Origin of the sequence: Streptomyces sp. NPDC051172 (assembly GCF_040682555.1) — a bacterium.
Classification (GTDB): domain Bacteria; phylum Actinomycetota; class Actinomycetes; order Streptomycetales; family Streptomycetaceae; genus Streptomyces.
Map to the genome: position 1 here is coordinate 169,351 of NZ_JBFBBE010000004.1, position 24,014 is coordinate 193,364.

18 protein-coding genes and 1 pseudogene are annotated in these 24,014 nt (G+C 70.9%); 5 read left to right on the forward strand and 14 right to left on the reverse strand.

The features are described 5' to 3' along the window. Positions 1-297 precede the first annotated feature (297 nt). The 5 genes from AB0N07_RS03955 to bldG all read right to left on the reverse strand — a co-directional run bounded on the left by AB0N07_RS03955 (position 298) and on the right by bldG (position 6,260). A complete protein-coding gene (locus AB0N07_RS03955) occupies positions 298-1,833 on the reverse strand; it encodes a class I SAM-dependent methyltransferase (protein WP_365831793.1) in 1,536 nt (511 codons plus the stop codon). 43 nt (positions 1,834-1,876) lie between these two features. Then, positions 1,877-2,470, reverse strand: coding sequence for a small secreted protein (locus AB0N07_RS03960; RefSeq protein WP_365831795.1), 594 nt, complete (start codon positions 2,468-2,470; stop codon positions 1,877-1,879). A gap of 192 nt (positions 2,471-2,662) precedes the next feature. After that, positions 2,663-5,068: a sodium-translocating pyrophosphatase gene (locus tag AB0N07_RS03965; protein WP_365831797.1), complete on the reverse strand. Its 2,406-nt coding sequence runs from the start codon at positions 5,066-5,068 to the stop codon at positions 2,663-2,665. 297 nt (positions 5,069-5,365) lie between these two features. Then, positions 5,366-5,800 (reverse strand): ATP-binding protein, encoded by a 435-nt coding sequence (locus AB0N07_RS03970; protein WP_365831799.1) that lies wholly within the window; start codon positions 5,798-5,800, stop codon positions 5,366-5,368. A 118-nt stretch (positions 5,801-5,918) separates the two neighbouring features. Further along, on the reverse strand, positions 5,919-6,260 hold the full coding sequence (gene bldG / locus AB0N07_RS03975; RefSeq protein WP_003975386.1) for an anti-sigma factor antagonist BldG: 342 nt from the start codon (positions 6,258-6,260) through the stop codon (positions 5,919-5,921). A gap of 80 nt (positions 6,261-6,340) precedes the next feature. Between bldG and AB0N07_RS03980 the strand changes: the two genes are divergently transcribed. After that, positions 6,341-8,881: a DEAD/DEAH box helicase gene (locus AB0N07_RS03980; RefSeq protein ID WP_365831801.1), complete on the forward strand. Its 2,541-nt coding sequence runs from the start codon at positions 6,341-6,343 to the stop codon at positions 8,879-8,881. Here AB0N07_RS03980 and AB0N07_RS03985 read toward each other — a convergent pair. From AB0N07_RS03985 to ssd, 7 genes and pseudogenes are all read right to left on the reverse strand, one after another. Further along, positions 8,853-9,221, reverse strand: a pseudogene (locus AB0N07_RS03985) (Rv3654c family TadE-like protein); the annotation flags it as partial. The gene AB0N07_RS03980 and the pseudogene AB0N07_RS03985 overlap by 29 nt on opposite strands. Beyond that, positions 9,218-9,583, reverse strand: coding sequence for a TadE family type IV pilus minor pilin (locus AB0N07_RS03990; protein WP_365831803.1), 366 nt, complete (start codon positions 9,581-9,583; stop codon positions 9,218-9,220). The pseudogene AB0N07_RS03985 and the gene AB0N07_RS03990, both read right to left, overlap by 4 nt. After that, a complete protein-coding gene (locus tag AB0N07_RS03995) occupies positions 9,570-9,779 on the reverse strand; it encodes a DUF4244 domain-containing protein (protein ID WP_365831805.1) in 210 nt (69 codons plus the stop codon). Before AB0N07_RS03995 ends, AB0N07_RS03990 begins: the two co-directional genes overlap by 14 nt. A gap of 77 nt (positions 9,780-9,856) precedes the next feature. Further along, a complete protein-coding gene (locus tag AB0N07_RS04000) occupies positions 9,857-10,648 on the reverse strand; it encodes a type II secretion system F family protein (RefSeq protein ID WP_365831807.1) in 792 nt (263 codons plus the stop codon). After that, positions 10,645-11,505: a type II secretion system F family protein gene (locus AB0N07_RS04005; protein ID WP_365831808.1), complete on the reverse strand. Its 861-nt coding sequence runs from the start codon at positions 11,503-11,505 to the stop codon at positions 10,645-10,647. The genes AB0N07_RS04000 and AB0N07_RS04005 overlap by 4 nt, the downstream gene beginning before the upstream one ends. After that, on the reverse strand, positions 11,498-12,685 hold the full coding sequence (locus AB0N07_RS04010; protein ID WP_365831810.1) for a TadA family conjugal transfer-associated ATPase: 1,188 nt from the start codon (positions 12,683-12,685) through the stop codon (positions 11,498-11,500). Before AB0N07_RS04010 ends, AB0N07_RS04005 begins: the two co-directional genes overlap by 8 nt. A gap of 182 nt (positions 12,686-12,867) precedes the next feature. Next, positions 12,868-13,971 (reverse strand): septum site-determining protein Ssd, encoded by a 1,104-nt coding sequence (gene ssd, locus AB0N07_RS04015; protein ID WP_365831812.1) that lies wholly within the window; start codon positions 13,969-13,971, stop codon positions 12,868-12,870. 580 nt (positions 13,972-14,551) lie between these two features. On the opposite strand from ssd, the gene AB0N07_RS04020 reads away from it, so the two are divergent. After that, complete coding sequence (locus AB0N07_RS04020) at positions 14,552-15,397, forward strand: HAD family hydrolase (RefSeq protein WP_365831814.1); 846 nt, start codon at positions 14,552-14,554, stop codon at positions 15,395-15,397. 379 nt (positions 15,398-15,776) lie between these two features. On the opposite strand, the gene AB0N07_RS04025 is transcribed toward AB0N07_RS04020, so the two are convergent. Further along, positions 15,777-16,601, reverse strand: coding sequence for an oxidoreductase (locus AB0N07_RS04025; RefSeq protein ID WP_365831816.1), 825 nt, complete (start codon positions 16,599-16,601; stop codon positions 15,777-15,779). 101 nt (positions 16,602-16,702) lie between these two features. Here AB0N07_RS04025 and AB0N07_RS04030 point away from each other — a divergent pair, with 101 nt between their 5' ends. Beyond that, on the forward strand, positions 16,703-17,683 hold the full coding sequence (locus AB0N07_RS04030; RefSeq protein ID WP_365831818.1) for an ATP-binding protein: 981 nt from the start codon (positions 16,703-16,705) through the stop codon (positions 17,681-17,683). A 3-nt stretch (positions 17,684-17,686) separates the two neighbouring features. Here the strand turns inward: AB0N07_RS04030 and AB0N07_RS04035 are convergent, their stop codons facing one another. Next, positions 17,687-18,958 (reverse strand): hypothetical protein, encoded by a 1,272-nt coding sequence (locus tag AB0N07_RS04035; RefSeq protein ID WP_365831820.1) that lies wholly within the window; start codon positions 18,956-18,958, stop codon positions 17,687-17,689. Between the two features lie 335 nt (positions 18,959-19,293). On the opposite strand from AB0N07_RS04035, the gene AB0N07_RS04040 reads away from it, so the two are divergent. Both AB0N07_RS04040 and acs read left to right on the forward strand, forming a co-directional pair. Further along, positions 19,294-21,693, forward strand: coding sequence for a SulP family inorganic anion transporter (locus tag AB0N07_RS04040; protein ID WP_365831822.1), 2,400 nt, complete (start codon positions 19,294-19,296; stop codon positions 21,691-21,693). A gap of 323 nt (positions 21,694-22,016) precedes the next feature. After that, positions 22,017-23,975: an acetate--CoA ligase gene (acs, locus tag AB0N07_RS04045; RefSeq protein WP_365831824.1), complete on the forward strand. Its 1,959-nt coding sequence runs from the start codon at positions 22,017-22,019 to the stop codon at positions 23,973-23,975. Positions 23,976-24,014 lie beyond the last annotated feature (39 nt).

A 24,014-nucleotide genomic window follows, 5' to 3' on the forward strand; every position in this document is an offset into this window, starting at 1 on the left:
CCCAGGGTGAACGCGGAGCCGGCGGACGCGCGGACTCACCCGGGACCGGGACCCCGCCCGGTCTTCACCCGCGGCCCCAGCCGTTGCGGTCCGCCACGCAGCCGTACCCGAAGCGCTCCGGCTCCGGCGGCAAGGTCGACTCGAATTAGTTGCTGCACAGCTTGTTCCTCGCAACTCGTTCGCTTTGCCGATGACCTTCTTGCCGCTCAATTCGCCAGGGACGCACGAACAGCCGCCGCGACAGACCCGCAAATCCGTGCCCGCGTCCCGAAAACGGCCCCCCGCGCCGCCCCGTTCCTACGCCGGTTCCAGGAATCCCTGCTCCACCAGCAGTCTGATCTGCGCCGGCGTACGGTCGCGCAGCAACACCGGATCCTCGCCGACCAGTTGGGCGATCGCGTCCAGGATGCGGCCGGCGCTCAGCGAACCGTCGCAGACGCCCGCGAAGCCCGCGCCGACCGTGTCCACCTTGGTGGCCCGGCGCATGCCCCGGTGCTGGCGCAGCACGACGTGCTCAGGGTCCTCGGCGCCGGGCAGCCCGACCTGTTCCTGGACGACCTCGGAGACGAGCTTGAAATGCCCTTCGAGCAGCGCCGCGTCGTCGTGCGCACGCAGATAGTCGAGGCGGTCGAAGTGCGCCCGTACCGTGTCGCCGAGAGGCTGCTCGACCGGGTGCGGCCACTCCTCGACGGTGATCGAGGGCACGGCGGCCGTCGTCCTGCGCAGGGTGATCCAGCCGAACCCGACGGCCTTCACCTTGCGAGCCTCGAACTCGTCCAGCCAGGCGTCGTAGCGCGCCTGGTACTCGGCCGGGTCGCCCCGGTGGTCACCGGCGTCCCTGAGCCACAGCTCGGCGTACTGCGTGACGTCCTGGACCTCGCGCTGCACGATCCACGCGTCGCAGCCGCGCGGCACCCACGACCTGATCCTGTCCTGCCAGTCCTCCCCCTCGGCGTGCTGCCAGTTGGCGAGGAACTGCGCGAACCCGCCCTCGTTCAGCCGCTCCCCCGCCTGCTGAACGAGCGTGCGGCACAGATCGTCCCCGCCCATCCCGCCGTCCCGGTACGTCAGCCGTGCGCCGGGCGAGATCACGAAGGGAGGGTTCGACACGATCAGGTCGTACGTCTCGTCCTCGCGCACCGGCTCGAACAGCGAGCCCTCGCGCAGCTCGGCCGCCGGGGCGCCGGAGAGCGCCAGCGTGAGCGCGGTGATGTGCAGCGCGCGCGGGTTGAGATCGGTCGCCGTCACGCGCGTGGCGTGCTGCGCGGCGTGCAGCGCCTGGATGCCGGAGCCGGTACCGAGGTCGAGGGCCGCGGAGACGGGCGTACGGACGGTGATGCCCGCAAGAGTGGTGGACGCGCCACCGACGCCGAGGACGACGCCCTCCTCACGGCTGCCGATCCCGCCCGCTCCGCCTACCGCACAGCCGAGGTCGGACACGATGAACCAGTCCTCGCCGCCGGGTCCGCCGTACGGCCGTACGTCCACGGTCGCGGCCACGTCGTCCTTGGAGTCTCCGCCGACCCGCCGCAGCCAGCCGCTCTCCAGGCAATCCTCGACCGGCAGAACGTCGGCCACGCGCGCGTGCGGCACGGGTTGCTGCAGCAGGAACAGTCGTACGAGCACCTCCAGCGGCGTGTCCCCACGGGTCGCCCGGAGCGCGGGCACGGTCTCGCTGCGCGCCAGCGCCGCGTACGCGGGGGCGCCGAGCAGCTCCAGCAGCCCGTCGGCAGTGAAGGACGCCCCGAGCAGGGCGTCCCGCAGCCGGGCGGCGACGTCATGGCGGCCGGGAGCAGGGACAGCGGGCAGGGCGGGCAGGCCTGAGGTACTCACGCCCCCATTGTGGCGGGGCGGAGGGGTCGGCTGCAGCTTTGGTTCAGCTCGCCGCCGGCGAGGGGGCTGTGGACGCGCTCTTGCAGCTGGACTGCTTGGCCATCGACTTGCCGACGTCGCCCGCCTCGAGGGTCTTCAGGGCGTCGTTGCCGCTCGAGCTCAGCTTGTCCAGCGAGGTCGCGATGCCCTTGAGGCCGTCGGCGAACTTGGCCTGGTCCTTGACGTCGAGCCCGTCGACCTGCTTCTTCAGAGCCGCGTACGACGCGGCGATGTCGTCGAGTTCCTTGACGGCGTCCGTCTGCTTCTTCGCGCCGTTGTCGACATCGGGCGCCCCGGCCTTCTGGACGGCGTCGCCGATCGCCCTGTAGGCGTCCGACATGTCCTGGAAGGCCTGAGCGTCGGTCTTGCGGACGGCGTCCGGTGTGCTGTTGTCCGAGGTCTGCTTCTGGATCGCGGCGCTGGCGGCCCCGATCTTCTTGGCCTGCGGCTGCACCGCGTCGCAGACCTGCTTGGCCCAGGCATCCAGCTTGTCGTTGCCTTTGCTGCTGCTGGTGCATCCCGACAGCGCCAGTACCAGTACCGCACCGCCGGACAGTGCGGCCGCGAGCTTCTTGTTCACCGGATGGGTCCCTTCCATGGCTCTCGGCCCCGGAACATACACGCCGGGCGGGTGACAGCCGCATGCCGAACGACGACTATGACACCTTTTGTGACTAATTACACGGGGCGAGAGAAGGCTCACGGTGAGGGTGTGGAAACACGAGGCGGGCGGGTGACGCGTCAACACGCGCCGCCCGCCCGCCTCTTGAGCCGGACCTCGTGGGACCGCCTACGAAACCACCGCAGCGTCGGCCGACTTGGACACCCGTTCGGCGCCGTCCTCGTCGCCCACGGCGATCCCGCGCCGCTTGGAGACGTAGACCGCCCCGACGATGACGAGCAGGGCGAGGATCGCGATGGCGATCCGTACCCCGAGGTTCTTGTGCTCGCCGTAGCTGAACCTGATCACCGCGGGTGCGATGAGCAGCGACACCAGGTTCATCACCTTCAGCAGCGGGTTGATCGCGGGACCCGCGGTGTCCTTGAAGGGGTCACCGACCGTGTCGCCGATCACCGTGGCGGCATGGGCCTCGCTGCCCTTGCCGCCGTGGTGGCCGTCCTCGACGAGTTTCTTGGCGTTGTCCCAGGCACCGCCGGAGTTGGCGAGGAACACCGCCATCAGCGTGCCCGTGCCGATCGCGCCGGCCAGGTACGAGCCGAGCGCGCCGACACCGAGCGTGAACCCGATGGCGATGGGCGCCATGACCGCCAGCAGACCCGGCGTCGTCAGCTCCCGCAGGGCGTCCTTGGTGCAGATGTCGACGACCTTGCCGTACTCCGGTTTCTCCGTGAAGTCCATGATCCCGGGCTTCTCACGGAACTGCCGGCGCACCTCGTAGACCACGGAACCCGCCGACCGCGAGACCGCGTTGATCGCCAGCCCCGAGAAGAGGAAGACGACCGCCGCGCCCGCGATCAGGCCGACGAGGTTGTTGGGCTGCGAGATGTCCATCATCAGGCTCATCGGGGCGCCCGCTCCGGAGAGCTTCTCGCCGACGTCCTGCGCGCCGGTCGTGATCGCGTCACGGTACGACCCGAAGAGCGCCGATGCCGCGAGGACCGCGGTGGCGATGGCGATGCCCTTGGTGATGGCCTTGGTGGTGTTGCCGACGGCGTCCAGGTTGGTGAGCACCTGTGCGCCCGCGCCCTCGACGTCGCCGGACATCTCGGCGATGCCCTGCGCGTTGTCGGAGACGGGCCCGAAGGTGTCCATCGCGACGATCACGCCGACGGTGGTGAGCAGGCCGGTGCCGGCCAGCGCCACCGCGAACAGCGCGAGCATGATCGACGTACCGCCGAGCAGGAACGCCCCGTACACGCCGAGGCCGATCAGCAGGGCGGTGTAGACAGCCGACTCCAGACCGACCGAGATACCGGCGAGGACGACGGTGGCCGGGCCGGTCAGCGAGGTCTTGCCGATGTCCATGACCGGTCGGCGGTTGGTCTCGGTGAAGTAGCCGGTCAGCTGCTGGATGACAGCGGCCAGCAGGATGCCGATCGCCACCGCGACCACCGCGAGGATCCGCGGGTCGCCGTCCTTGGCCTTGATGGCGGCATCGGTGACGCCGTCGAGGTCCGCGTACGTGGCCGGGAGGTAGACGAAGACGGCCGCCGCGACCAGTGCGAGCGAGATCACCGCGGAGATGAAGAAACCGCGGTTGATCGCGGACATGCCGCTGCGGTCCGACCGGCGCGGGGCCACGGCGAAGATGCCGATCATCGCCGTGAGCACGCCGATCGCGGGCACGAGCAGGGGGAAGGCGAGTCCGGCGTCGCCGAAGGCCGCCTTGCCGAGGATGAGCGCGGCGACCAGGGTCACGGCGTACGACTCGAACAGGTCGGCCGCCATGCCCGCGCAGTCGCCGACGTTGTCGCCCACGTTGTCGGCGATGGTCGCGGCATTGCGCGGGTCGTCCTCCGGAATGCCCTGCTCGACCTTGCCGACCAGGTCGGCGCCGACGTCGGCGGCCTTGGTGAAGATGCCGCCGCCGACACGCATGAACATCGCGATCAGGGCGGCCCCGAGGCCGAAGCCTTCGAGCACTTTCGGCGCGTCGGCCGCGTACACCAGCACCACGCAGGAGGCGCCCAGCAGACCGAGCCCCACTGTGAACATGCCGACGACGCCGCCCGTGCGGAAAGCGATCTTCATGGCTTTGTGCGAAACGGCGGTGAGATCCTTTTCCGGCTCACCCTCCGCCGGGGTCGCTTCCCGGGCCGCCGCGGCGACACGGACATTGCTGCGCACGGCGAGCCACATGCCGATATAGCCGGTGGCTGCCGAGAACGCCGCGCCGATCAGAAAGAAGATCGATCGTCCGGCGCGCTGATTCCAGTCGTCCGCGGGCAGCAGCATGAGCAGGAAGAACACGACGACGGCGAATACGCCGAGCGTGCGCAACTGCCGGGCCAGATAGGCGTTCGCACCTTCCTGGACCGCTCCTGCGATCTCCTTCATGCTGTCGGTGCCCTCGCCCGCCGCGAGCACCTGGCGTACCAGGATGCCTGCGACCACGAGCGCGGCCAGCGCGACGACCCCGATGACCGTCACGATGATCCGGTTGTCGTCCGTCAGTACTGCGGCTGCGAGGGTCGTGGGGTGGTCAAACTGATGAGGGGTAGAAAGCCCCGCCATTCGTCCTCCTTGACGCTTGGGCTGAGCTCAAGATGTGGACGGATTGTAGGTACCGAGACCTGATCAAAACAGTCCGCGGTAAACGGAATTGGCCTTCACATGCTCTTCAGCAAATGATCGACGTCAAGCCACAGAACCCGAAAGAGGTAATGCCTCAAAGGCATTGACGCCCGCATTGACGCTTGATCAAATTATCGGGTGATTGATCGTGAATTCCTTCACGAATTCCCGGGAACGGCCGGAAAAACACCAAGGGCCCTGCTCAGCAGGGCCCTTGGACGTCTTACGAAGGGGGATTCAGGTGAGCACCACGGTGGGCGGCGGTGTGGTCGGCCAGGTCATGCGGATCAGCCCGCCGTGCGCGCCGGCGCTGACCTCCACGTCGTCGACGAGGCCGCTGATGACCGCGAGGCCCATTTCGTCCTCCTCGGTCTCCACGTCCTCACCCGCCGAGCCCGGCGCCCCGTCTCCGGGGGACGAGCGTGGCGCCTCGTCGCCGACCTCGATGGAGAACTGTTTCTCCTCCTCGACCAACTGCACCTTCACCGGCGCCGTGATCCCGGCGCTCTGGTGCAGTCCGACGGCACGACTGCAGGCCTCGCCGACGGCGAGTCTGACCTCGTCGAGGACGGCCTCGTCCACTCCGGCCCTGCGCGCCACCGCTGCCGCCACCAGTCGGGCGGTCCTGACGTGCTCGGGCAGCGCGCTGAAGCGGAGTTCAACGGTGGCCATGCATCCCCCTCAGAACTACGGGCGTGCTGTCGGGGGGCCGGGCTGCCGAAAGCCCGGACCCCCTCATTGAACTTCTTCCGCCTCGGGAGCGGTCCTTTCCCGCTCCGTGGGGCGGAGGTCAGTCGGTGGCCGCCACCGCTTCCTCGACCGAGGTGTGGATCGGGAACACCTTGGTGAGGCCGGTGATGCGGAAGATCTTCAAAATGCGCTCCTGGTTGCAGACCAGGCGCAGCGAGCCCTCATGGGCACGCACCCGCTTCAGGCCGCCGACCAGCACGCCGAGCCCGGTGGAGTCGAGGAAGTCCACGCCCTCCATGTCTACGACGAGGTGGAAACTCCCGTCGTTCACCAGCTCGACCAGCTGCTCGCGCAGCTTGGGCGCGGTATATACGTCGATTTCTCCACCGACCTCGACGACCGTACGATCGCCGACGGTACGGGTCGACAGGGACAGGTCCACGGATCCTCCAGCACCTTGCTATCGAGCGGTCGCCCCTCGGGACACCTCGGCAGAGCCCCCGGAACGGTTCGCCAGCCGCGATGGCATTCAATCACTTACCGGCAGGCGTGCACGACGCCTTGGTCCCATTGTCCGTCACGCCGGTGACACACTCGATGCCGATGGCCAAGAATCACCGATCCGATCGATCCCCGACGGAACCCGTCTCCCGACTGGCACCGGGCACGGTCCTGGGCCGACTCGCCTCCGGGCCGAGCCGGGCTTCGCGCATCACTCATACGGAGCACTTGCCCCCGCGGGAGGGCCGCCATGCCGTCTGGCCTGACCGGATTCGCCCGGAGGTCATCGCCGCGGTGCAGGCCTGCGGCATCGAGCACCCCTGGGCCCACCAGGCACGCGCCGCCGAGCACGCGCTGGACGGCGACTCGGTGGTCGTCGCCACGGGCACGGCGTCCGGCAAGTCCCTGGCGTACCTCGTCCCGGTGCTCTCGACGCTCCTGGACGGCTCCGAGGCCCCGAACGGCCGCGGGAGCACCGCCCTCTACCTGGCTCCCACGAAGGCTCTTGCGGCGGACCAGTGCCGATCCGTGAAGGAACTTTCACAATCTCTGAGAAATGCTGTACGTCCTGCGGTGTACGACGGGGACACGCCGTTCGAGGAACGCGAATGGGTCCGCCAGTACGCCAACTACGTCCTGACCAACCCGGACATGCTGCACCGCGGCATCCTGCCGTCCCACCCCCGCTGGTCCTCCTTCCTGAAGTCGCTGAAGTACGTGGTCATCGACGAGGTCCACACCTACCGCGGCGTCTTCGGCTCGCATGTCGCCCAGGTGCTGCGCCGTCTGCGCCGCCTGTGCGCCCGCTACGGCGCCTCCCCGGTCTTCCTGCTGGCCTCCGCGACCGCCGCGGAGCCCTCGGTCGCCGCCCGCCGCCTGACGGGCCTCCCGGTGGCCGAGGTGGCCGACGACGCCTCACCGCGCGGTGAACTGGTGTTCGCCCTCTGGGAGCCACCTCTCACCGAGATGCAGGGCGAGAAGGGTGCACCCGTCCGCCGTACCGCCACCGCCGAGACGGCCGACCTGCTGACCGACCTCACCGTGCAGGGGGTCCGGTCGGTCGCCTTCGTGCGGTCCCGGCGCGGCGCCGAGCTGATCTCGGTGATCGCCCAGGAACGTCTCGCCGAGGTCGACCGCTCCCTCGCCCGGCGTGTCGCGGCGTACCGCGGCGGCTATCTCCCCGAGGAGCGCCGCGCCCTGGAACAGGCCCTGCACTCCGGCGAACTCCTCGGCCTGGCCGCGACGACCGCCCTCGAACTCGGCATCGACGTCTCGGGGCTGGACGCCGTGGTGATCGCCGGGTATCCGGGCACACGCGCGTCCCTGTGGCAGCAGGCGGGCCGCGCCGGACGCTCGGGGCAGGGCGCGCTGGCGGTCCTGGTCGCCCGCGACGACCCGCTGGACACATTCCTCGTCCACCACCCTGAGGCCCTGTTCGACCAGCCCGTGGAGTCCACGGTCCTCGACCCCGACAACCCGTACGTCCTGGCCCCGCACCTGTGCGCGGCCGCCGCGGAACTGCCGCTGACCGACGAGGACTTCGAGCTCTTCGGCCCCGCCTGCGAGGAGCTGCTGCCGCAACTGGAGGCCGCACAGCTGCTCCGTCGCCGCACGAAGGCCTGGCACTGGACGCGCCGGGAACGGGCCGCCGATCTCACCGACATCCGCGGCGAGGGCGGCCGGCCGGTCCAGATCGTCGAGTCCGGCACGGGCCGCCTGCTCGGCACGGTGGACGCGGGCGCCGCCCACACGGCCGTCCACGAGGGCGCGGTCCACCTCCACCAGGGCCGTACGTATCTCGTGCGCTCCCTGGATCTGGCGGACTCGGTGGCCCTGGTCACGGAGGCGAGTCCGTCGTATTCGACGGTCGCCCGCGACACGACGTCCATCACCGTCCTGGAGACGGACACCGAGATCCCCTGGGGCGAGGGGCGTCTGTGCTATGGCTCCGTCGAGGTCACCAACCAAGTGGTCTCCTTCCTGCGTCGTCGGCTGATCACCGGTGAAGTGCTCGGCGAGACGAAACTCGACCTCCCTCCTCGTACGCTGCGCACGCGCGCGGTGTGGTGGACGGTCACCGAGGGCCAGCTGGACGAGGCCCGGATAGACCCGGAGATCCTCGGCGGCGCCCTGCACGCCGCCGAGCACGCGTCGATCGGCATGCTGCCCCTCTTCGCGACCTGCGACCGCTGGGACATCGGCGGGGTCTCCGTCCCGCTGCACCCCGACACCCTCCTCCCCACGGTCTTCGTCTACGACGGCCATCCGGGTGGCGCGGGCTTCGCCGAGCGTGCCTTCCACACCGCCCGCGCCTGGCTCACCGCCACCCGCCAGGCCATCGCGTCCTGCGAGTGCGAGGCCGGCTGCCCGTCCTGCATCCAGTCCCCCAAGTGCGGCAACGGCAATGACCCGCTGCACAAGAGGGGGGCAGTGCGGCTGCTCACAGTGCTGTTGCGGGGAGCGCCGGATGCGAAGTCCGGGGACCCGGTGGCGGGAGCGCCGAAGCCGAAGGCCGAGGCAGAGCCTGGCCCGGGGGCCCCGCAGGTCCCGCCCGTGCCCTGACCTCCGCCGCGAACGGCCCCCCTCCCGACGCCGCCGTCACGTCCGAGACCTCGCCGAGGATCACGCACCGCACCAGCCGGATGCCCTGCGCCCGGGCCACCCGGTCGGCCCGAGCGCAGGCCGCCGCGGTGCCGTCCGCCCAGTGGTCTGCCGCCGCGAGTGCCGCAAGGTCCGCGCCGCCGGCTGCACGGTGCCGGACCACGACGGCCTGGCCCAGGGCGAGCACGACCCCGAACACCACGCACAGCACGGTGATCACACCGAGGCTCCAGACGGTGGCGGAACCGCGGTCCCCGCCCCGGCCGACGGCCCACCGGCGGGTGAAGACGCCGCCGGTCACGGCCGCACCCCCACGGTCTCCTCCGCCGCGGCCACGGCCTCCTCCCGCACGTCGAAGGGCAGACCGCCCAGCAGCGGCGGCCTGGCCACCACGACCACGCGGACCTGGTCCTCCTCCCGGTCGACCGTGACCTTCGCGCCGCGCGGGGCCGCCTCACGGGCCACCTGGACGACCTTGTCGCCCGGGTCCTGGCGGGCCGCCGCACGCGCTCCGGTCCGGGCCGCGTCCACGCACTGGATCTGCGCGGCCACGACCAGCAGCGCCCACACCAGGGCCATCGCGAACATCACCAGCACGGGCAGCACCATGGCCGACTCCGCCGTCACGAACCCCCTGTCCCCGCCCCGCTCACATCTGCGCATCGAGCGCCCGCTTCACGATGTCCTGCAGCTCCGCGCTGACCTGTCCGCTGGTCACCACCTTGTAGAGCACCACCGCGAACGCCACCGCCGCCACGATCCCCATCGCGTACTCCGAGGTGACCATCCCCGCGTCCCTGCGCGCCGCGCGCGCCCTGCACACCAGGGCAACCAGCCGCGCTCGTACCACCTTGTACATCTCAACCCCCGTGAGGTTCAGTTCCGTTGACCATTCACTGCTCGATGCCGCCGTCGTGCGCCGTCAGCCCCGTCCCGTCAACCACCACCCCCTCCCAGCACCCCACCCGCGAGCCCGATCACCACAGGCAGTACGCCGATCGTGATGAAGGCGGGCAGGAAGCACAGGCCCACGGGTGCGGTGACCATGACGGCCGCCCGCCGGGCGCGTGCCGTCGCGGTGCGGGACCGGTCGGCACGGACGTCCGCCGCGAGCCGTGCGACCGGTGTGGCGGCGGGGAGTCCGGACACGTCGGCCCGTTCCAGCAGCCGGGCGAGGGCTCCGGCGCCCGGCAGCGCGGCCAGCCGCCGCCAGGCCTCGGCCGGTTCGCCGCCGAGCCGCACCTCGGCCGCACCCCGCGCCAACGCATCCCCGACGGGGCCGCCCAGGGCCTCTCCCACGGCCTGCGCCGCGACCACCGGCCCGGCACCGGCGGCGATGCAGGCAGCCACCAGATCGGCCGAGAGCGGGAGTTGACGAGCCGCCTCCGCCGGGTCGTACGCTTCCGCGTCACTCCCGGCCGCCTGCCGGCCACGCCACCACCACAGCCCGCCCGCGACGGCCAGCCCAACCACGGCTCCGGCGAGGCCGCCGACCATGACCCATCCGGCGCACACCACCCCCACCGCGGGCAGCCACCGCCGCGCCGCATCCCGGGCCACGAAGCGCGGCCGGCTCTGCATCGCCTCGGCATCGGCGGCCACCAGCCCGGCCAGCCGCCTGCGCACTCTCCGCTCCCGCCGTACGGTCTCCAGCCGGCGCAGCAGCCACCCGAGGACGAGCAACATCCCCACGGCCGCCCCCAGCCTGTGGACAACTTCCGTGCTCACGCCGCCTCCGCTCGTCGCACGATCCACATCGCCCAGCACATCCCGAGGCCCTCCAGCAGGCAGCCGACCAGCAGGCAGCCCAGCCCGGCCCCGGTGTGCAGCAGCACATGCAGGGGGTCGGCGCCGAGGGCGGTCCCCAGGGCGAGGCCCAGAGCGGGCAGCGCCGCGAGCATCACCGCAGTGGACTTCGCCCCCGCCAACTGGGTGCGCAGATCCGCGCGTTGGTCCCGCTCGGCGCGCAACGCCCCTTCGAGCCGGTCGAGCCCGGCGGCAAGGCCCGCGCCCTGGTCCACGGCCACCCGCCAGCACGCGGCGAGGCCCAGCAGCCCCTCCGCGCCCGGTTGCCGGGCCGCCGCCGCGAGCGCGTCCGGGACGTCGCCGCCGAACCGCGCCGCCGCCAGCACCGCCGCCTGTGCGCTCCCGAGCCCGCCGGAGTCCCGCGCGGCAAGCGGCAGCGCATCCCCCGGCTGCCGCCCGGCCCGAACCTCCCCGGCGAGCGCCCCGCACAACGCGATCACCGCGTCCCCGCGGCGCTCCCGGGCCCGCCGGGCCTCCGCTGCCAGCCGCATGCGCCGCAGCAACGGCACCCCGGCCGCCCCCGCGACGACCGGCAGTACCGACACACCCAGCACCGCTAGCACCACTCCGACGGCCGCCGCCCACCACTCGGGCCGCAGCCGCCCGCGGAACCGCCGCAGCCCTCCGGCGACCTCCCGCCAGGACGGCGGCCCGGTGCTCACCGCCCCGCCGCCCGCGAGCAACAGCTGCGCCCGCCGCGCCCCGGAGTGCCACCCGCCCATCAGCAGGGCCGCCGCGCCGACGCACAGCACGGCCGCCCCCATCGCCGTCTCACCCATGACGTCCCCCTTCGAAGAACTCGCCGGACTCGCCGGACTCGCCGTGGAGCAGCTCCCGCAGCCGCTCCCAGCCCCGCTCGCGCACGAATGCCTTCTCGCCCCACCGCAGCGCCGGCACCGTCCGCACCAGCCCCGACGGATCCCGCTCCAAGACGTGCACCTCGGCGATCCGCCGCCGTCCGGTCCGGCCCCGCACCAGATGCAGGACCACCGACAGCGCCGCCGCCAACTGGCTGTGCAGCGCGGCCCGGTCGAGCCCGGCCGCCGTACCGAGCGCCTCGAGCCGGGCCGGTACGCCGGCGGCGGCATTCGCGTGGACGGTGCCACAGCCGCCTTCGTGGCCGGTGTTCAACGCGGCCAGCAGATGCACCACTTCGGGCCCGCGCACCTCGCCCACGACCAGCCGGTCCGGCCGCATGCGCAACGCCTGCCGCACCAGGTCCTGGAGTGTGACGAGGCCCGCGCCCTCCTGGTTGGCGGGTCTGGTCTCCAGCCGAACGACGTGCGGATGGTCGGGCCGCAGCTCCGCGGAGTCCTCGGCGAGCACGATCCGCTCGCCGCGTCCGACCAGTCCCAGCAGCGCACTCAGCAGAGTCGTCTTACCGCTGCCCGTCCCGCCGCTGACGAGGAAGGACAGCCGTGCCTCGAGCAGTGCCCGCAGCACGCGGTCACCCCCCGGCGGCACCGTGCCCGCGGCAACCAGCTCGTCGAGCGTGAACGCCCGGGGCCGTACGACGCGCAGCGACAGACAGGTGCAGCCGACGGCCACCGGCGGCAGCACCGCATGCAGCCGCGTCCCGTCGGGCAGCCGGGCATCGGCCCATGGCCGTGCGTCGTCGAGCCGCCGCCCGGCCACCGCGGCCAGGCGCTGCGCCAGACGTCGTACGGCGGCCGCGTCCGGGAAGGAGACCGACGTCAGCTCCAGTCCGCCGCCCCGGTCGACCCAGACCCGGTCCGGGGCGGACACCAGCACGTCGGTGACGGACGGATCGGCGAGCAGCAGTTCGAGTGGCCCGCTGCCGACGAGTTCGGACCGCAACTGCTCGGCCGCACCGAGCACTTCGGCGTCTCCGAGGACCCGCCCCTGCTCCCGCAGGGCCTGCGCCACGCGCGCGGGTGTCGGCTCGGCCCCGCTCTCGACCAGCCACCGCCGTACGCCGTCCAGGAGACCGGAGGCCATCGCCGGGGACCCGGCCGCGGATGCCGAATCGCCGCCCGTCGGCCATTGCCCCGCCACACCGGGGTGCGGCCCGGCCCACGACGGCACGCGCGGCCTGTCGTCCGGCCGCCGCACCGCTCTGGAGGCTCCCCGCGCCGGAGCGGCCCCCGGGCCGCCCGTCCCTTCGCCTCCCGCATACGTGCTCATGCGCTCCCCGCCTCCGTCAGCGCTCGCTCCCAGAACTCCTTGCAGAAGCGCGCCAGGGGTCCGCGGCCGTCCGCGGCGGGCGGTGTCCTGCCCTCCCCCGGGCGCAGCAGACCCGATTCCACGGGCAGCTCGCCGGCCAGGGGCAGTCCGAGGAGCCGGGCCACCTCGCGGTCGTCCAGTCCGGGCGCGTACGGCCCTCGTACCGCGACCCGCAGATCGCGCAGGACCATGCCGACGGCGGACGCCACCCGGCCGGCCGCAGCGACGGCGCGCAGTTCGCCGGGGGCGACCAGGAGCCCGAGATCGAGCTGGGCGAGCGCCTCGGCGACCCCGTCGTCGATGCGGCGCGGCAGATCGACGACGACGGTGCCGCCCCGGCGCCTGGCCGCGGCCAGTACCGCCCGTACGGCCTGGGCCGGGACGGCGATGCGGTCGCCGCGGTCCCAGCTGAGCACCCGCAGCGAGTGGAGCTGCGGCAACGACTCCTCCAGGGCCCCGCCGCCGACCCGGCCGCGGGAGGCGGCGAAGGCGGGCCAGCGCAGTCCCTCGGCGCTCTCGCCACCGAGCAGTACATCGAGTCCGCCGCCCAGCGGATCGGCGTCCACGAGCAGGGTGCGCAACCCCTCGCGTGCGGAGGTGACGGCGAGGGCGCATGCGAGCGTGGACGCCCCGGCCCCGCCGCGGCCCCCGATGACGCCGACCGTGAGGGCAGGCCGGCCCACGCCCTCGGCCACATCGGCGATGCGGTCGACCAGCCACTGTTCGCCGTCCGGCAGCACCAGCACGTGGTCGGCGCCGATCTCGACGGCCCGGCGCCAGACCCCGGAGTCGTCCTGGTCACGGCCGACCAGCACCACTCCTCGTCTGCGGGCGGCCCCGCGCACCCGCCGCGCGGCGTCGTCGCCGACCAGGACGAGCGGTGCGGCCTCCCAGCCTCCCGCGCGCTCCGGCACCGAGTGGTGGACCTCGGGTGTCGCGCCTGCCGCGGCGCACAGGCGCAGCAGGTCGTCGAGGAGTTCGACGTCCTCCGTGACGATCAGTGGTCCGGCCTGCCGCCCCGAGGCGGCGGGCGGCGGTTCATGTGTGACGGCTCCGGCCACGGTCTGAGTCCCCCTTCGCTGCATCTCTCGCGCAGCCCCTGCGGCCCCGCGATTCCCAAACGTGTGAAGAACCGGCAACCGGTCTCCATATGAGCGGCCGATACGAATCGGCCAATCCCGCCCGACAAACCGGAACCGGTCTTGAACTCGGCGCGAGCAGGACGCGTTTGAATCAGGGTGCAGCGATCCCGGAAATCCTGCGGATCATGGTCGAAAACTGTGGACAAGTCGGCGGTTGTGAATAACGCCGTCACCCATACCGGTGACCCCTGTGCGGCACCCGTGCGCGACTTCCACAGCGCAGCCTGTCAACTACACACGGTGACGGATCATGAGCATGCCGAAGAGGCGGCCGCAGCCGACTCATGACGGCCGTACAGCCGCGCCGGGAAGTGAAGGAAGCGGAAAACCCACCCGGACATGCGACGACCCCCACCGGGGGGGAGAGTGGGGGTCGTCTCCACGGCCGACTCGGGGGGGAGGAGCCGGACCGGGTTAGCACGGTCGCGAACGATCCGTGACTTCCATGGTGTACCCGAGACCCTTCTCAGGCAAACCCACGCGCCCCAGCTTACGCCGAATGGGCTGCGCCTATGCTCGGAGCGTGGAAAACCACTCCTTGCCCCGCACAGCGGCCTTCTTCGACCTGGACAAGACGGTCATTGCGAAGTCGAGCACGCTCACGTTCAGCAAGTCCTTCTACCAAGGCGGGCTGATCAACCGCAGGGCCGCCCTGCGTACCGCATATGCCCAGTTCGCCTTCCTCGTAGGCGGCATGGACCACGACCAGATGGAGCGGACGCGCGAGTACCTGTCCTCGCTCGTCCGCGGCTGGAACGTCCAGCAGGTCAAGGAGATCGTCGCCGAGACCCTGCACGACCTGATCGATCCGATCATCTACGACGAGGCCGCCTCCCTCATCGAGGAGCACCACACCGCCGGCCGCGACGTCGTCATCGTGTCGACCTCGGGCGCGGAGGTGGTGGAGCCGATCGGTGAGCTGCTCGGCGCGGACCGTGTGGTGGCGACACGCATGGTCGTGGGCGAGGACGGCTGCTACACCGGCGAGGTGGAGTACTACGCGTACGGCCCGGCCAAGGCCGAGGCGATCAAGGAGCTGGCCCGGTCCGAGGGGTACGACCTCGACCGCTGCTTCGCCTACAGCGACTCGGCGACCGACCTGCCGATGCTGTGCGAGGTCGGCCTTCCGCACGCCGTGAACCCGGATCGCGCGCTGCGCCGCGAGGCACTCGCGCGCGGGTGGCCGATTCTCGATTTCCACCGGCCGGTCCGTCTCAAGCAACGGATCCCGACATTCTCCGTACCGCCGCGTCCGGCCCTCGTCGCTGCTGCGGCAGTAGGCGCCGCGGCGGCCACCGCGGGTCTTGTCTGGTACGCCAGTCGGCGGCGGGCGGCGATCGCCTGACCTGCCGTTCATCGGCGGCAAGTCTCTGTTCGACATCCCGACGCCCATTTACGCCCTATTTGAGACTAAAAGTAAAGAAGTACAGCCGGGGGTTCCACTTGCTTCGGACCTGGAGTACAAAGGGGTTAACGGCCCGCGAGACCAAGGACATCCGAAAGGATCACCTTAATAACGCATTTGGCCCCACGGACCGAAGCATGAACATTGGGCACCCACGCGACGTCGACCCGTCGATTACGGGCCAGCTGCACCAGGTGACGGGCAAAGTTCCCGGCCTGATGGGCGACATATCGAGGACGCTTGGTAACCCGGTGAGCATGCCAGCGGCGGTACGAATCTTCGTACCGCCGCAACCCTTTTCCGGGTCCTGCCGAGCTTCCTACGCCGCCCCGCGCTGCAGCGCCTCGCACACGGCCGTCGACTCGCGCGCACCCAGTTCGACCGCCCTGCCGCAGTGGGCGATCCAGGCGGCCACGCCGTCCGGCGTACCGGAGACGTACCCTTCGAGCGCCGCCAGACAGGCCGCGCGCCCCAGCTCGGCGTGGCCGACCTCGGCCGGGCAGACCGACTTCGGGTCGAGGCCGCTGCCCACCAGGACGATGCGCTCGGCGGTGCGCGCGACCAGGCCGTTGTGGGACGTGAAGGGGCGCAGTGCGAGGAGTTCGCCGTGGACGACGGCGGCCGTCACCAGGGCGGGCGCGGAGCTGCCGGTGATGATCAACTCCGCGAGACCCTCCAGTCGGCCGTGCACCTCGTCGGCGCCCGGCAGCGGCAGCTCGACCAACGGCTCGTCGACCGGCTCGCCCGCCAGCCGCGGCCGCCCGACCTCGTCTCCGTTGGTGGCGGCGGCCACCAGGTGCAGCCGGGCGAGCACCCTCAGGGGCGACTGCCGCCAGACGGACAGCAGTTGGCCCGCCTCCGCGGTCAGCCTGAGGGCCGCGCCCATCACGCGCGCGCCGTCGTCACCGCTGAAGTCGGTGCGCCGGCGCACCTCCTCCAGTGCCCAGTCGGCGCCGGACAGCGCCGCGGAACCGCGGGCACCGCGCAGCGCCGCCTCGGAGGTGATCTCGTTGCTGCGGCGCCGCATGACCCGGTGCCCGTAGACCCGGTCCACGGCCTTGCGCACGGATTCCACGGACTCGGCCACCCCGGGCAGCGAGCCCAGGGCCGCGAGCGGATCGGCGTTCGCGCCTGTCGTACTCATGAGTACGACACTAGCCACCCCCAGGGCGCACCCCACGATTGAGTGGTCTTCCTCACGCCCGCCTGCCACATACAGCTATCGCACAACTACCCTTCGTGAACATGAAAATTGCTTTCGTCGGGAAGGGCGGCAGCGGCAAGACGACCCTGTCCTCCCTGTTCATCCGTCATCTCGCGGCCACCGGAGCGCCGGTCCTCGCCGTGGACGCGGACATCAACCAGCACCTGGGCGCCGCGCTGGGCCTCGACGAGGCGGAGGCCGCCGCGCTGCCGGCGATGGGCGAGAGGCTGCCGCTGATCAAGGAGCATCTGCGCGGCTGCAACCCCCGTATCACCTCCGCCGAGACGATGATCAAGACCACCCCGCCAGGCGAGGGCTCGCGGCTGCTGCGGGTGTGCGAGGACAACCCGGTCTACGAGGCCTGTGCCCGGCCGGTGGAACTCGACGGCGGCACCGTCCGTTTGATGGTCACGGGCCCCTTCACCGACGCCGACCTGGGGGTCGCCTGCTACCACTCCAAGACGGGAGCGGTGGAGCTGTGTTTGAACCACCTCGTGGACGGGCGGGGCGAGTACGTCGTGGTGGACATGACGGCGGGTTCGGACTCCTTCGCCTCCGGCATGTTCACCCGCTTCGACATCACGTTCCTCGTCGCCGAGCCGACCCGGAAGGGGGTCTCCGTCTATCGCCAGTACAAGGAGTACGCCCGTGACTACGGCGTCGTCCTGAAGGTCGTCGGCAACAAGGTGCAGGGGCCGGACGACCTCGACTTCCTCCGCGCCGAGGTCGGGGACGACCTGCTGATGACGGTCGGGCACTCGGACTGGGTGCGCGCCATGGAGAGGGGCCGACCGCTCAGGTTCGAGTCCCTGGAGGACGCCAACCGCCGTGCCCTGCGCGCCCTCCAGGTCGCCACGGACGCGACGTACGAGTTGCGCGACTGGGAGCGCTACACGCGGCAGATGGTGCACTTCCATCTGAAGAACGCTGCCTCGTGGGGCGATGCCCGCACCGGGGCCGACCTGGCTGCGCAGGTCGACCCCGGGTTCGTGCTCGGTGAGAGTGTCGCAGCCTCCGCCTGACGGCTACTGCCCGGCGGCCGGTGCCCCGGGTACGCCCTTCGGGGCCGGGGCCGGGTGGCCCGACAGGAAGGCCGCCCAGCCCTGCTTGGGCGCCTGGCCCACCTTCAGGGTGCGCAGTTTCGCCAGGGTCTGCGGGTCCTGGGCGTCCAGCCAGTCGGCCAGCTGGTGGAAGGACACACAGCGCACATCGGGCTTGTTGCAGACCGTCTCGACGACCTCGTCGACGGCCCGCATGTAGGTGCCGCCGTTCCAGGACTCGAAGTGGTTGCCGATGACCAGGGGCGCGCGGTTGCCCTCGTAGGCGCGGCGGAAGCCCTTGAGCAGGCCGTCGCGCATCTGGTCGCCCCAGTGGTCGAACATGTCGGGGTCGCCCTGGGTCTGCGTGCCGGACTGGTTGACCATGAAGTTGTAGTCCATGGTGAGCTGCTCGTAGGAGTGCCCGGGGAAGGGCACGAGCTGCATCGACAGATCCCACAGCCCCTCCCTCTTCTTCGGCCAGACCTGCTCGTTGACCCCGCTGGTGTCGTAGCGGAAGCCCAGCTTGCTCGCGGCCTTCACGAAGTTCTTCTGGCCCTCCAGACAGGGCGTGCGCGCGCCGATGAGCTCCTTGTCGTAGTCGAAGGGCAGTGGGGCCGCCTTCTCCATGCCGGAGTTGGTCTTCCAGCTCTTCACGAACTTCTTGGCCTGTGCGATCTCGCTCATCCACTGCGCGACCGACCACTCGCCGACCCCGCCGTTCTTCCCGCAGAAGTGGCCGTTGAAGTGGGTGCCGATCTCGTTGCCCTCCAGCCACGCCAGACGCAGCTGCTTCACGGTGTCGGCGATGCCCTGCTCGTCGTTGAAGCCGATGTCCGAGCTGCCCACCGAGTGCTCCGGGGGCTTGTAGAGGTCGCGTTTGTCCTCCGGCAGCATGTACACGCCGCTCAGGAAGTACGTCATGGTCGCGTGGTTGGCCTTGGAGAGCTTGCGGAAGTGGGAGAACAGCTTCTGGCTGTCCTCGCCGGCGCCGTCCCAGGAGAAGACGACGAACTGCGGGGGCTTCTGGCCGGGCCGCAGACGCTCGGGTCTGGGCAGATGCGGCTGAGCCCCGGTGTACGCGGTGGAGCCGTCGCCGATCAGGCGGACCGCGCTCCCTTGGGCATGGACCGGACGGACCTTCTGGGGACCGAGAGCACCTGTCTTGGAACCGTTGGAGCCGATCGCACAGCCGGCGACCCACGCGGCACAGGACGCGGTGATCACGACGCCCACGGCGATCCTCTGGGTGGCGGTCATGTTCCGCTCACCTTCTTCCTTCTCTCAGGCCAACGCCGATGAGGGCGTTTTCTGGTGGTTTGCCGGGGCTACCCGACAGCGCCGCCAAGGTCGCACGGGTCCGAGAAGGAATTAGTACGACAAGCCGATGAAATGACCGCTTCACTCATTGGAGTGAGTGATTACCCCATTTGCCAGGAAAGTCTATGCCTGGCCTTTACTCTGAATTACGATTCATTTACCGAGTGTTGATTCATCCCGCCGCTGCACGCCGTGACCCACGGCCGCGTCCCGACCCCCGCCCATCTGCGGGACGACCTGATCCGCGACCGCGCCGCCCGGAGGAGACGGGAAACATGTCAGCCTGCGCCCCCATCCGCGCCACCGACCCGAGTCGACCCCAGTCCGACCACCAAGCCCACAGCCCACCGCCGGGCCCGCGCCGCCGCTTCCGCATCGCGGGCGCCGACGTATCGGCCGCGGTCGCGGTCTTCCTGATCGCCCTCCCGCTGTCGCTGGGCATCGCCCTCGCCACCGGCGCCCCACTGCAAGCCGGGCTGGTGGCCGCCGGGGTCGGCGGGCTCGTCGCCGGCCGGATCGGCGGCTGTCCGCTGCAGGTCAGCGGCCCCGCCGCGGGACTCACGGTGGTCACCGCCGACCTCATCCACCGCTACGGATGGCGTACCACCTGCACCGTCACGGTCCTCGCCGGCCTCGCCCAACTGGGCCTCGGCTGCCTGCGCGTGGCCCGCACCGCACTCGCCGTCAGCCCCGCCATCGTGCACGGCATGCTCGCCGGAATCGGCGTCACCATCGCCGTCGCCCAGCTGCACATCGTCCTCGGCGGCACCCCGCAGAGCTCCGTCCTCGCCAACCTCCGGGCGCTGCCCGCCCAGTTGGCGAACCTGCACCCCGCCGCCGTGACCGTCAGCGTGCTGACCCTGACCCTGCTGCTGCTCTGGCCGCGGATCCCCGGCCGGGCGGGACGCCTGCTGCGCAGGATCCCGGCCGCGCTCGTCGCCGTGGCCGGCGCCACCGCGGTCGCCTCGCTCTCGGGGATCGGCGTGGCCAAGGTCGACCTGCCGTCCTGGAGCAGCCACGCCCTGGCCGGTCTGCCCGAGGGCCCCGCACTCGGCCTGACCGCGGCCGTGCTGACCACCACGCTGGTGTGCAGCGTGCAGTCCCTGCTCGGCGCGGTCGCCGTGGACAAGCTGGTGGCCGCAAGACCCGGACTGACCGCCCGCGTCAAACGCGCCGACCTCGACCGCGAACTCCTCGGCCAGGGAGCCGCCAACATCGTCTCCGGCGCGCTCGGCGGACTGCCGGTCGCCGGTGTCGCCGTGAGAAGTTCGGCGAATGTGAACGCGGGCGCGGTGAGCCGGAACTCCACGATGCTGCACGGCGTTCTCGTAGTGATCGCCGCGCTGCTGATGGTCCCGCTCCTGGAGCTCATCCCGCTCGCCTCGCTCGCCGCCCTGGTGATGGCCGTCGGCATCCAGATGGTGTCCCTGCACCACATCCGCACGGTGACCCGCCACCGAGAAGTGCTGGTGTACGCCGTCACCACACTCGGCGTGGTGTTCCTCGGCGTCCTGGCGGGCGTGATGCTCGGGATCGCCGTGGCCGTCGCCGTCGCCATGCACCGCCTCGCCCGCACCCGCATCACGCACGAAGAGAAGGAAGGAGTCCATCACGTACATGTCCGAGGGCAGTTGACGTTCCTCGCGGTGCCACGGCTCAGCCGTGCCCTGCATCTCGTACCCCAAGGCGCCCACGCCGTGGTGGAGTTGGACGGGTCGTTCATGGACCACGCGGCGTACGAGTCACTGCAGGACTGGCAGAACACGCACACCGCACAGGGCGGCTCCGCCGAGGTGACCGGCCGCCGGGCCGGAACCCGAACCCTCACCGAACCCGCCCCGCTCCACGAGGAGCACGGTGAGTCCTCCGTCGGCTGCCGCTGCCGTCCCTGGACGCCGTGGCGCAATCACCAGTGCGAGCGCCCGCAGTCCGCGCCGGACGCCGATCACCCCGGCGCGCCCGGGGGGCCGACTGGACCGGGTGGGCCCCATGGCACCGGTGGCCGGAGCGGGCATCGACTGGCGCGTGGCATCAGCGCGTTCCAGCGCAACACCGCACCGCTCGTGCGCAGTGAGCTGGCCCGGCTCGCCCGGGAGGGGCAGCGGCCGTCCCAGCTCTTCCTCACCTGCGCCGACTCGCGGCTCGTCACGTCGATGATCACCTCCAGTGGTCCCGGGGACCTGTTCGTGGTGCGCAACGTGGGCAACCTGGTTCCCCTTCCCGGCGAGGAGAGCGGGGACGACTCGGTGGCGGCCGCGATCGAGTACGCGGTGGACGTGCTGCAGGTGCGGTCCATCACGGTGTGCGGGCACTCCGGATGCGGGGCCATGCAGGCGCTGCTCGACGCCGAGCCCGGCGGCGCCCGGACGCCGCTGAAGCGGTGGCTGCGGCACGGGCAGCCGAGCCTGGAGCGCATGGCCGACAGAAGCCGGCCGTGGGCCCGGCTCGCGGGCCGGGCACCGGCCGACGCGGTCGAGCAACTCTGTCTGACCAATGTGGTCCAGCAGTTGGAGCACCTGGGCGCCCACGAGTCGGTGTCCCGGGCCCTGCGGGACGGCGCGTTGGAGCTGCACGGGATGTACTTCCACGTGGGCGAGGCACAGGCGTATCTGCTCACGGAGGCGGACGGGGGCAAGGTGTTCGAGCATGTGGAGGCGGCAGACCGGTCCGCCTGAACCGACGCCGGTTCGCCACGGATGTGCGACTCCGCTCGGCGCGGACCGCGCATCCGTGGCGTGTGCCGCACCGGGCTGTCCCGACCCGCTCGGTCCAGGAAAGACGTGACCGTCTCCGCGCTGCACGGGTGCACTGGGACGTGAGAGGCGTGACACGTGCTGAACTCCGCCCCGTCGGCGTCCGTGGGTACGAATGACTCCGGACGCCTCAGCACACACCCCACAGGTCTAAACCAATTTCACGTCGGCCCTTGTCATCGGCACCCCGGGTCTGATGAGCTGTGGCCTGGGACACAACGGACACCCTGGGAAAGGGAGATGTCGTGAGCAACGAAAGCCTGGCCAACCTCTTGAAGGAGGAGCGACGCTTCGCGCCGCCGGCTGACCTGGCCGTGGGCGCCAACGTCACGGCAGAGGCGTACGAACAGGCCAAGGCTGACAGGCTCGGCTTCTGGGCCGAGCAGGCCCGGCGGCTGACCTGGGCCAAGGAACCGACCGAGACGCTGGACTGGTCGAACCCGCCGTTCGCCAAGTGGTTCAAGGACGGCGAGCTCAACGTCGCGTACAACTGCGTGGACCGGCATGTCGAGGCGGGCAACGGCGACCGCGTCGCCATCCACTTCGAGGGCGAGCCCGGCGACAGCCGTGCCCTCACCTATGCCGAGCTCAAGGACGAGGTGAGCAAGACCGCCAACGCACTGCTGGAGCTGGGCGTTCAGGCGGGCGACCGGGTCGCCGTCTACATGCCGATGATCCCGGAGACGGCGATCGCGATGCTGGCCTGCGCGCGGATCGGTGCCGCACACTCCGTCGTCTTCGGCGGTTTCTCGGCCGATGCGCTTGCCACCCGTATCCAGGACGCCGACGCCAAGGTCGTCATCACCTCCGACGGCGGCTACCGGCGCGGCAAGCCGTCCGCGCTCAAGCCGGCCGTCGACGAGGCGATCGGCAAGGTGGACAACGTGAACCACGTGCTCGTGGTCCGCCGTACCGGCCAGGAGGTCGCCTGGACCGAGGGCCGCGACGTCTGGTGGCACGAGATCGTCGAGCGGCAGTCGGCCGAGCACACGCCGGAGGCGTTCGGCGCCGAGCACCCGCTGTTCATCCTGTACACGTCCGGTACGACGGGTAAGCCGAAGGGCATCCTGCACACCTCCGGCGGCTACCTCACCCAGACCGCGTACACGCATCACGCCGTCTTCGACCTCAAGCCGGAGACGGACGTGTACTGGTGCACGGCCGACGTCGGCTGGGTGACCGGGCACTCGTACATCGTCTACGGTCCGCTGGCGAACGGCGCGACGCAGGTCATGTACGAGGGCACGCCGGACACCCCGCACCAGGGCCGGTTCTGGGAGATCGTGCAGAAGTACGGGGTGACGATCCTGTACACGGCGCCCACGGCAATCCGTACGTTCATGAAGTGGGGCGACGACATCCCCGCGAAGTTCGACCTGTCCAGCCTGCGGGTGCTCGGGTCCGTGGGTGAGCCGATCAACCCCGAGGCCTGGATCTGGTACCGGAAGAACATCGGTGCCGACCGGACGCCGATCGTGGACACCTGGTGGCAGACCGAGACCGGCGCGATGATGATCTCGCCGCTGCCGGGTGTCACCGCGACCAAGCCGGGCTCCGCGCAGACACCGCTGCCCGGTATCTCCGCGACCGTCGTCGACGACGAGGCGAACGAGGTCCCGAACGGCGGTGGCGGCTACCTGGTCCTCACCGAGCCGTGGCCGTCCATGCTGCGCACCATCTGGGGCGACGACCAGCGCTTCCTCGACACCTACTGGTCCCGCTTCGAGGGCAAGTACTTCGCCGGTGACGGCGCGAAGAAGGACGACGACGGCGACATCTGGCTGCTGGGCCGCGTGGACGACGTCATGCTCGTCTCCGGGCACAACATCTCCACCACCGAGGTGGAGTCCGCGCTCGTCTCGCACCCGTCGGTCGCCGAGGCGGCCGTCGTCGGCGCGGCGGACGAGACGACGGGGCAGGCGATCGTCGCCTTCGTGATCCTGCGCGGCACGGCGAACGCCGAGGACGAGAGCCTCGTCGCCGATCTGCGCAACCACGTCGGCGCCACCCTCGGCCCGATCGCCAAGCCGAAGCGGATCCTGCCGGTGGCGGAGCTGCCGAAGACCCGCTCCGGCAAGATCATGCGGCGCCTGCTGCGGGACGTCGCGGAGAACCGCCAGCTCGGCGATGTGACGACGCTGACCGACTCGACGGTCATGGATCCCATCCAGGCGAAGCTCCCGGCGGCGCCCAGCGAGGACTGAGGTTCCCCCAGCTCAACGGGGCGCCCGGCGCGAGAACGC

Excerpts from the sequence above, each read along its gene's own strand:
- AB0N07_RS04040 (WP_365831822.1), top strand. The coding sequence starts at position 19,294 with ATGTCAGCCTGCGCCCCCATCCGCGCCACCGACCCGAGTCGACCCCAG.
- AB0N07_RS04010 (WP_365831810.1), bottom strand. The coding sequence starts at position 12,685 with ATGGCCTCCGGTCTCCTGGACGGCGTACGGCGGTGGCTGGTCGAGAGC.
- AB0N07_RS03965 (WP_365831797.1), bottom strand. The coding sequence starts at position 5,068 with ATGGCGGGGCTTTCTACCCCTCATCAGTTTGACCACCCCACGACCCTC.
- AB0N07_RS04005 (WP_365831808.1), bottom strand. The coding sequence starts at position 11,505 with ATGGGTGAGACGGCGATGGGGGCGGCCGTGCTGTGCGTCGGCGCGGCG.
- AB0N07_RS03970 (WP_365831799.1), bottom strand. The coding sequence starts at position 5,800 with ATGGCCACCGTTGAACTCCGCTTCAGCGCGCTGCCCGAGCACGTCAGG.
- AB0N07_RS03980 (WP_365831801.1), top strand. The coding sequence starts at position 6,341 with ATGGCATTCAATCACTTACCGGCAGGCGTGCACGACGCCTTGGTCCCA.
- AB0N07_RS04020 (WP_365831814.1), top strand. The coding sequence starts at position 14,552 with ATGGGCTGCGCCTATGCTCGGAGCGTGGAAAACCACTCCTTGCCCCGC.
- AB0N07_RS03990 (WP_365831803.1), bottom strand. The coding sequence starts at position 9,583 with ATGCGCAGATGTGAGCGGGGCGGGGACAGGGGGTTCGTGACGGCGGAG.
- AB0N07_RS04035 (WP_365831820.1), bottom strand. The coding sequence starts at position 18,958 with ATGACCGCCACCCAGAGGATCGCCGTGGGCGTCGTGATCACCGCGTCC.
- AB0N07_RS04030 (WP_365831818.1), top strand. The coding sequence starts at position 16,703 with ATGAAAATTGCTTTCGTCGGGAAGGGCGGCAGCGGCAAGACGACCCTG.
- AB0N07_RS03995 (WP_365831805.1), bottom strand. The coding sequence starts at position 9,779 with ATGTACAAGGTGGTACGAGCGCGGCTGGTTGCCCTGGTGTGCAGGGCG.
- AB0N07_RS03960 (WP_365831795.1), bottom strand. The coding sequence starts at position 2,470 with ATGGAAGGGACCCATCCGGTGAACAAGAAGCTCGCGGCCGCACTGTCC.
- AB0N07_RS04025 (WP_365831816.1), bottom strand. The coding sequence starts at position 16,601 with ATGAGTACGACAGGCGCGAACGCCGATCCGCTCGCGGCCCTGGGCTCG.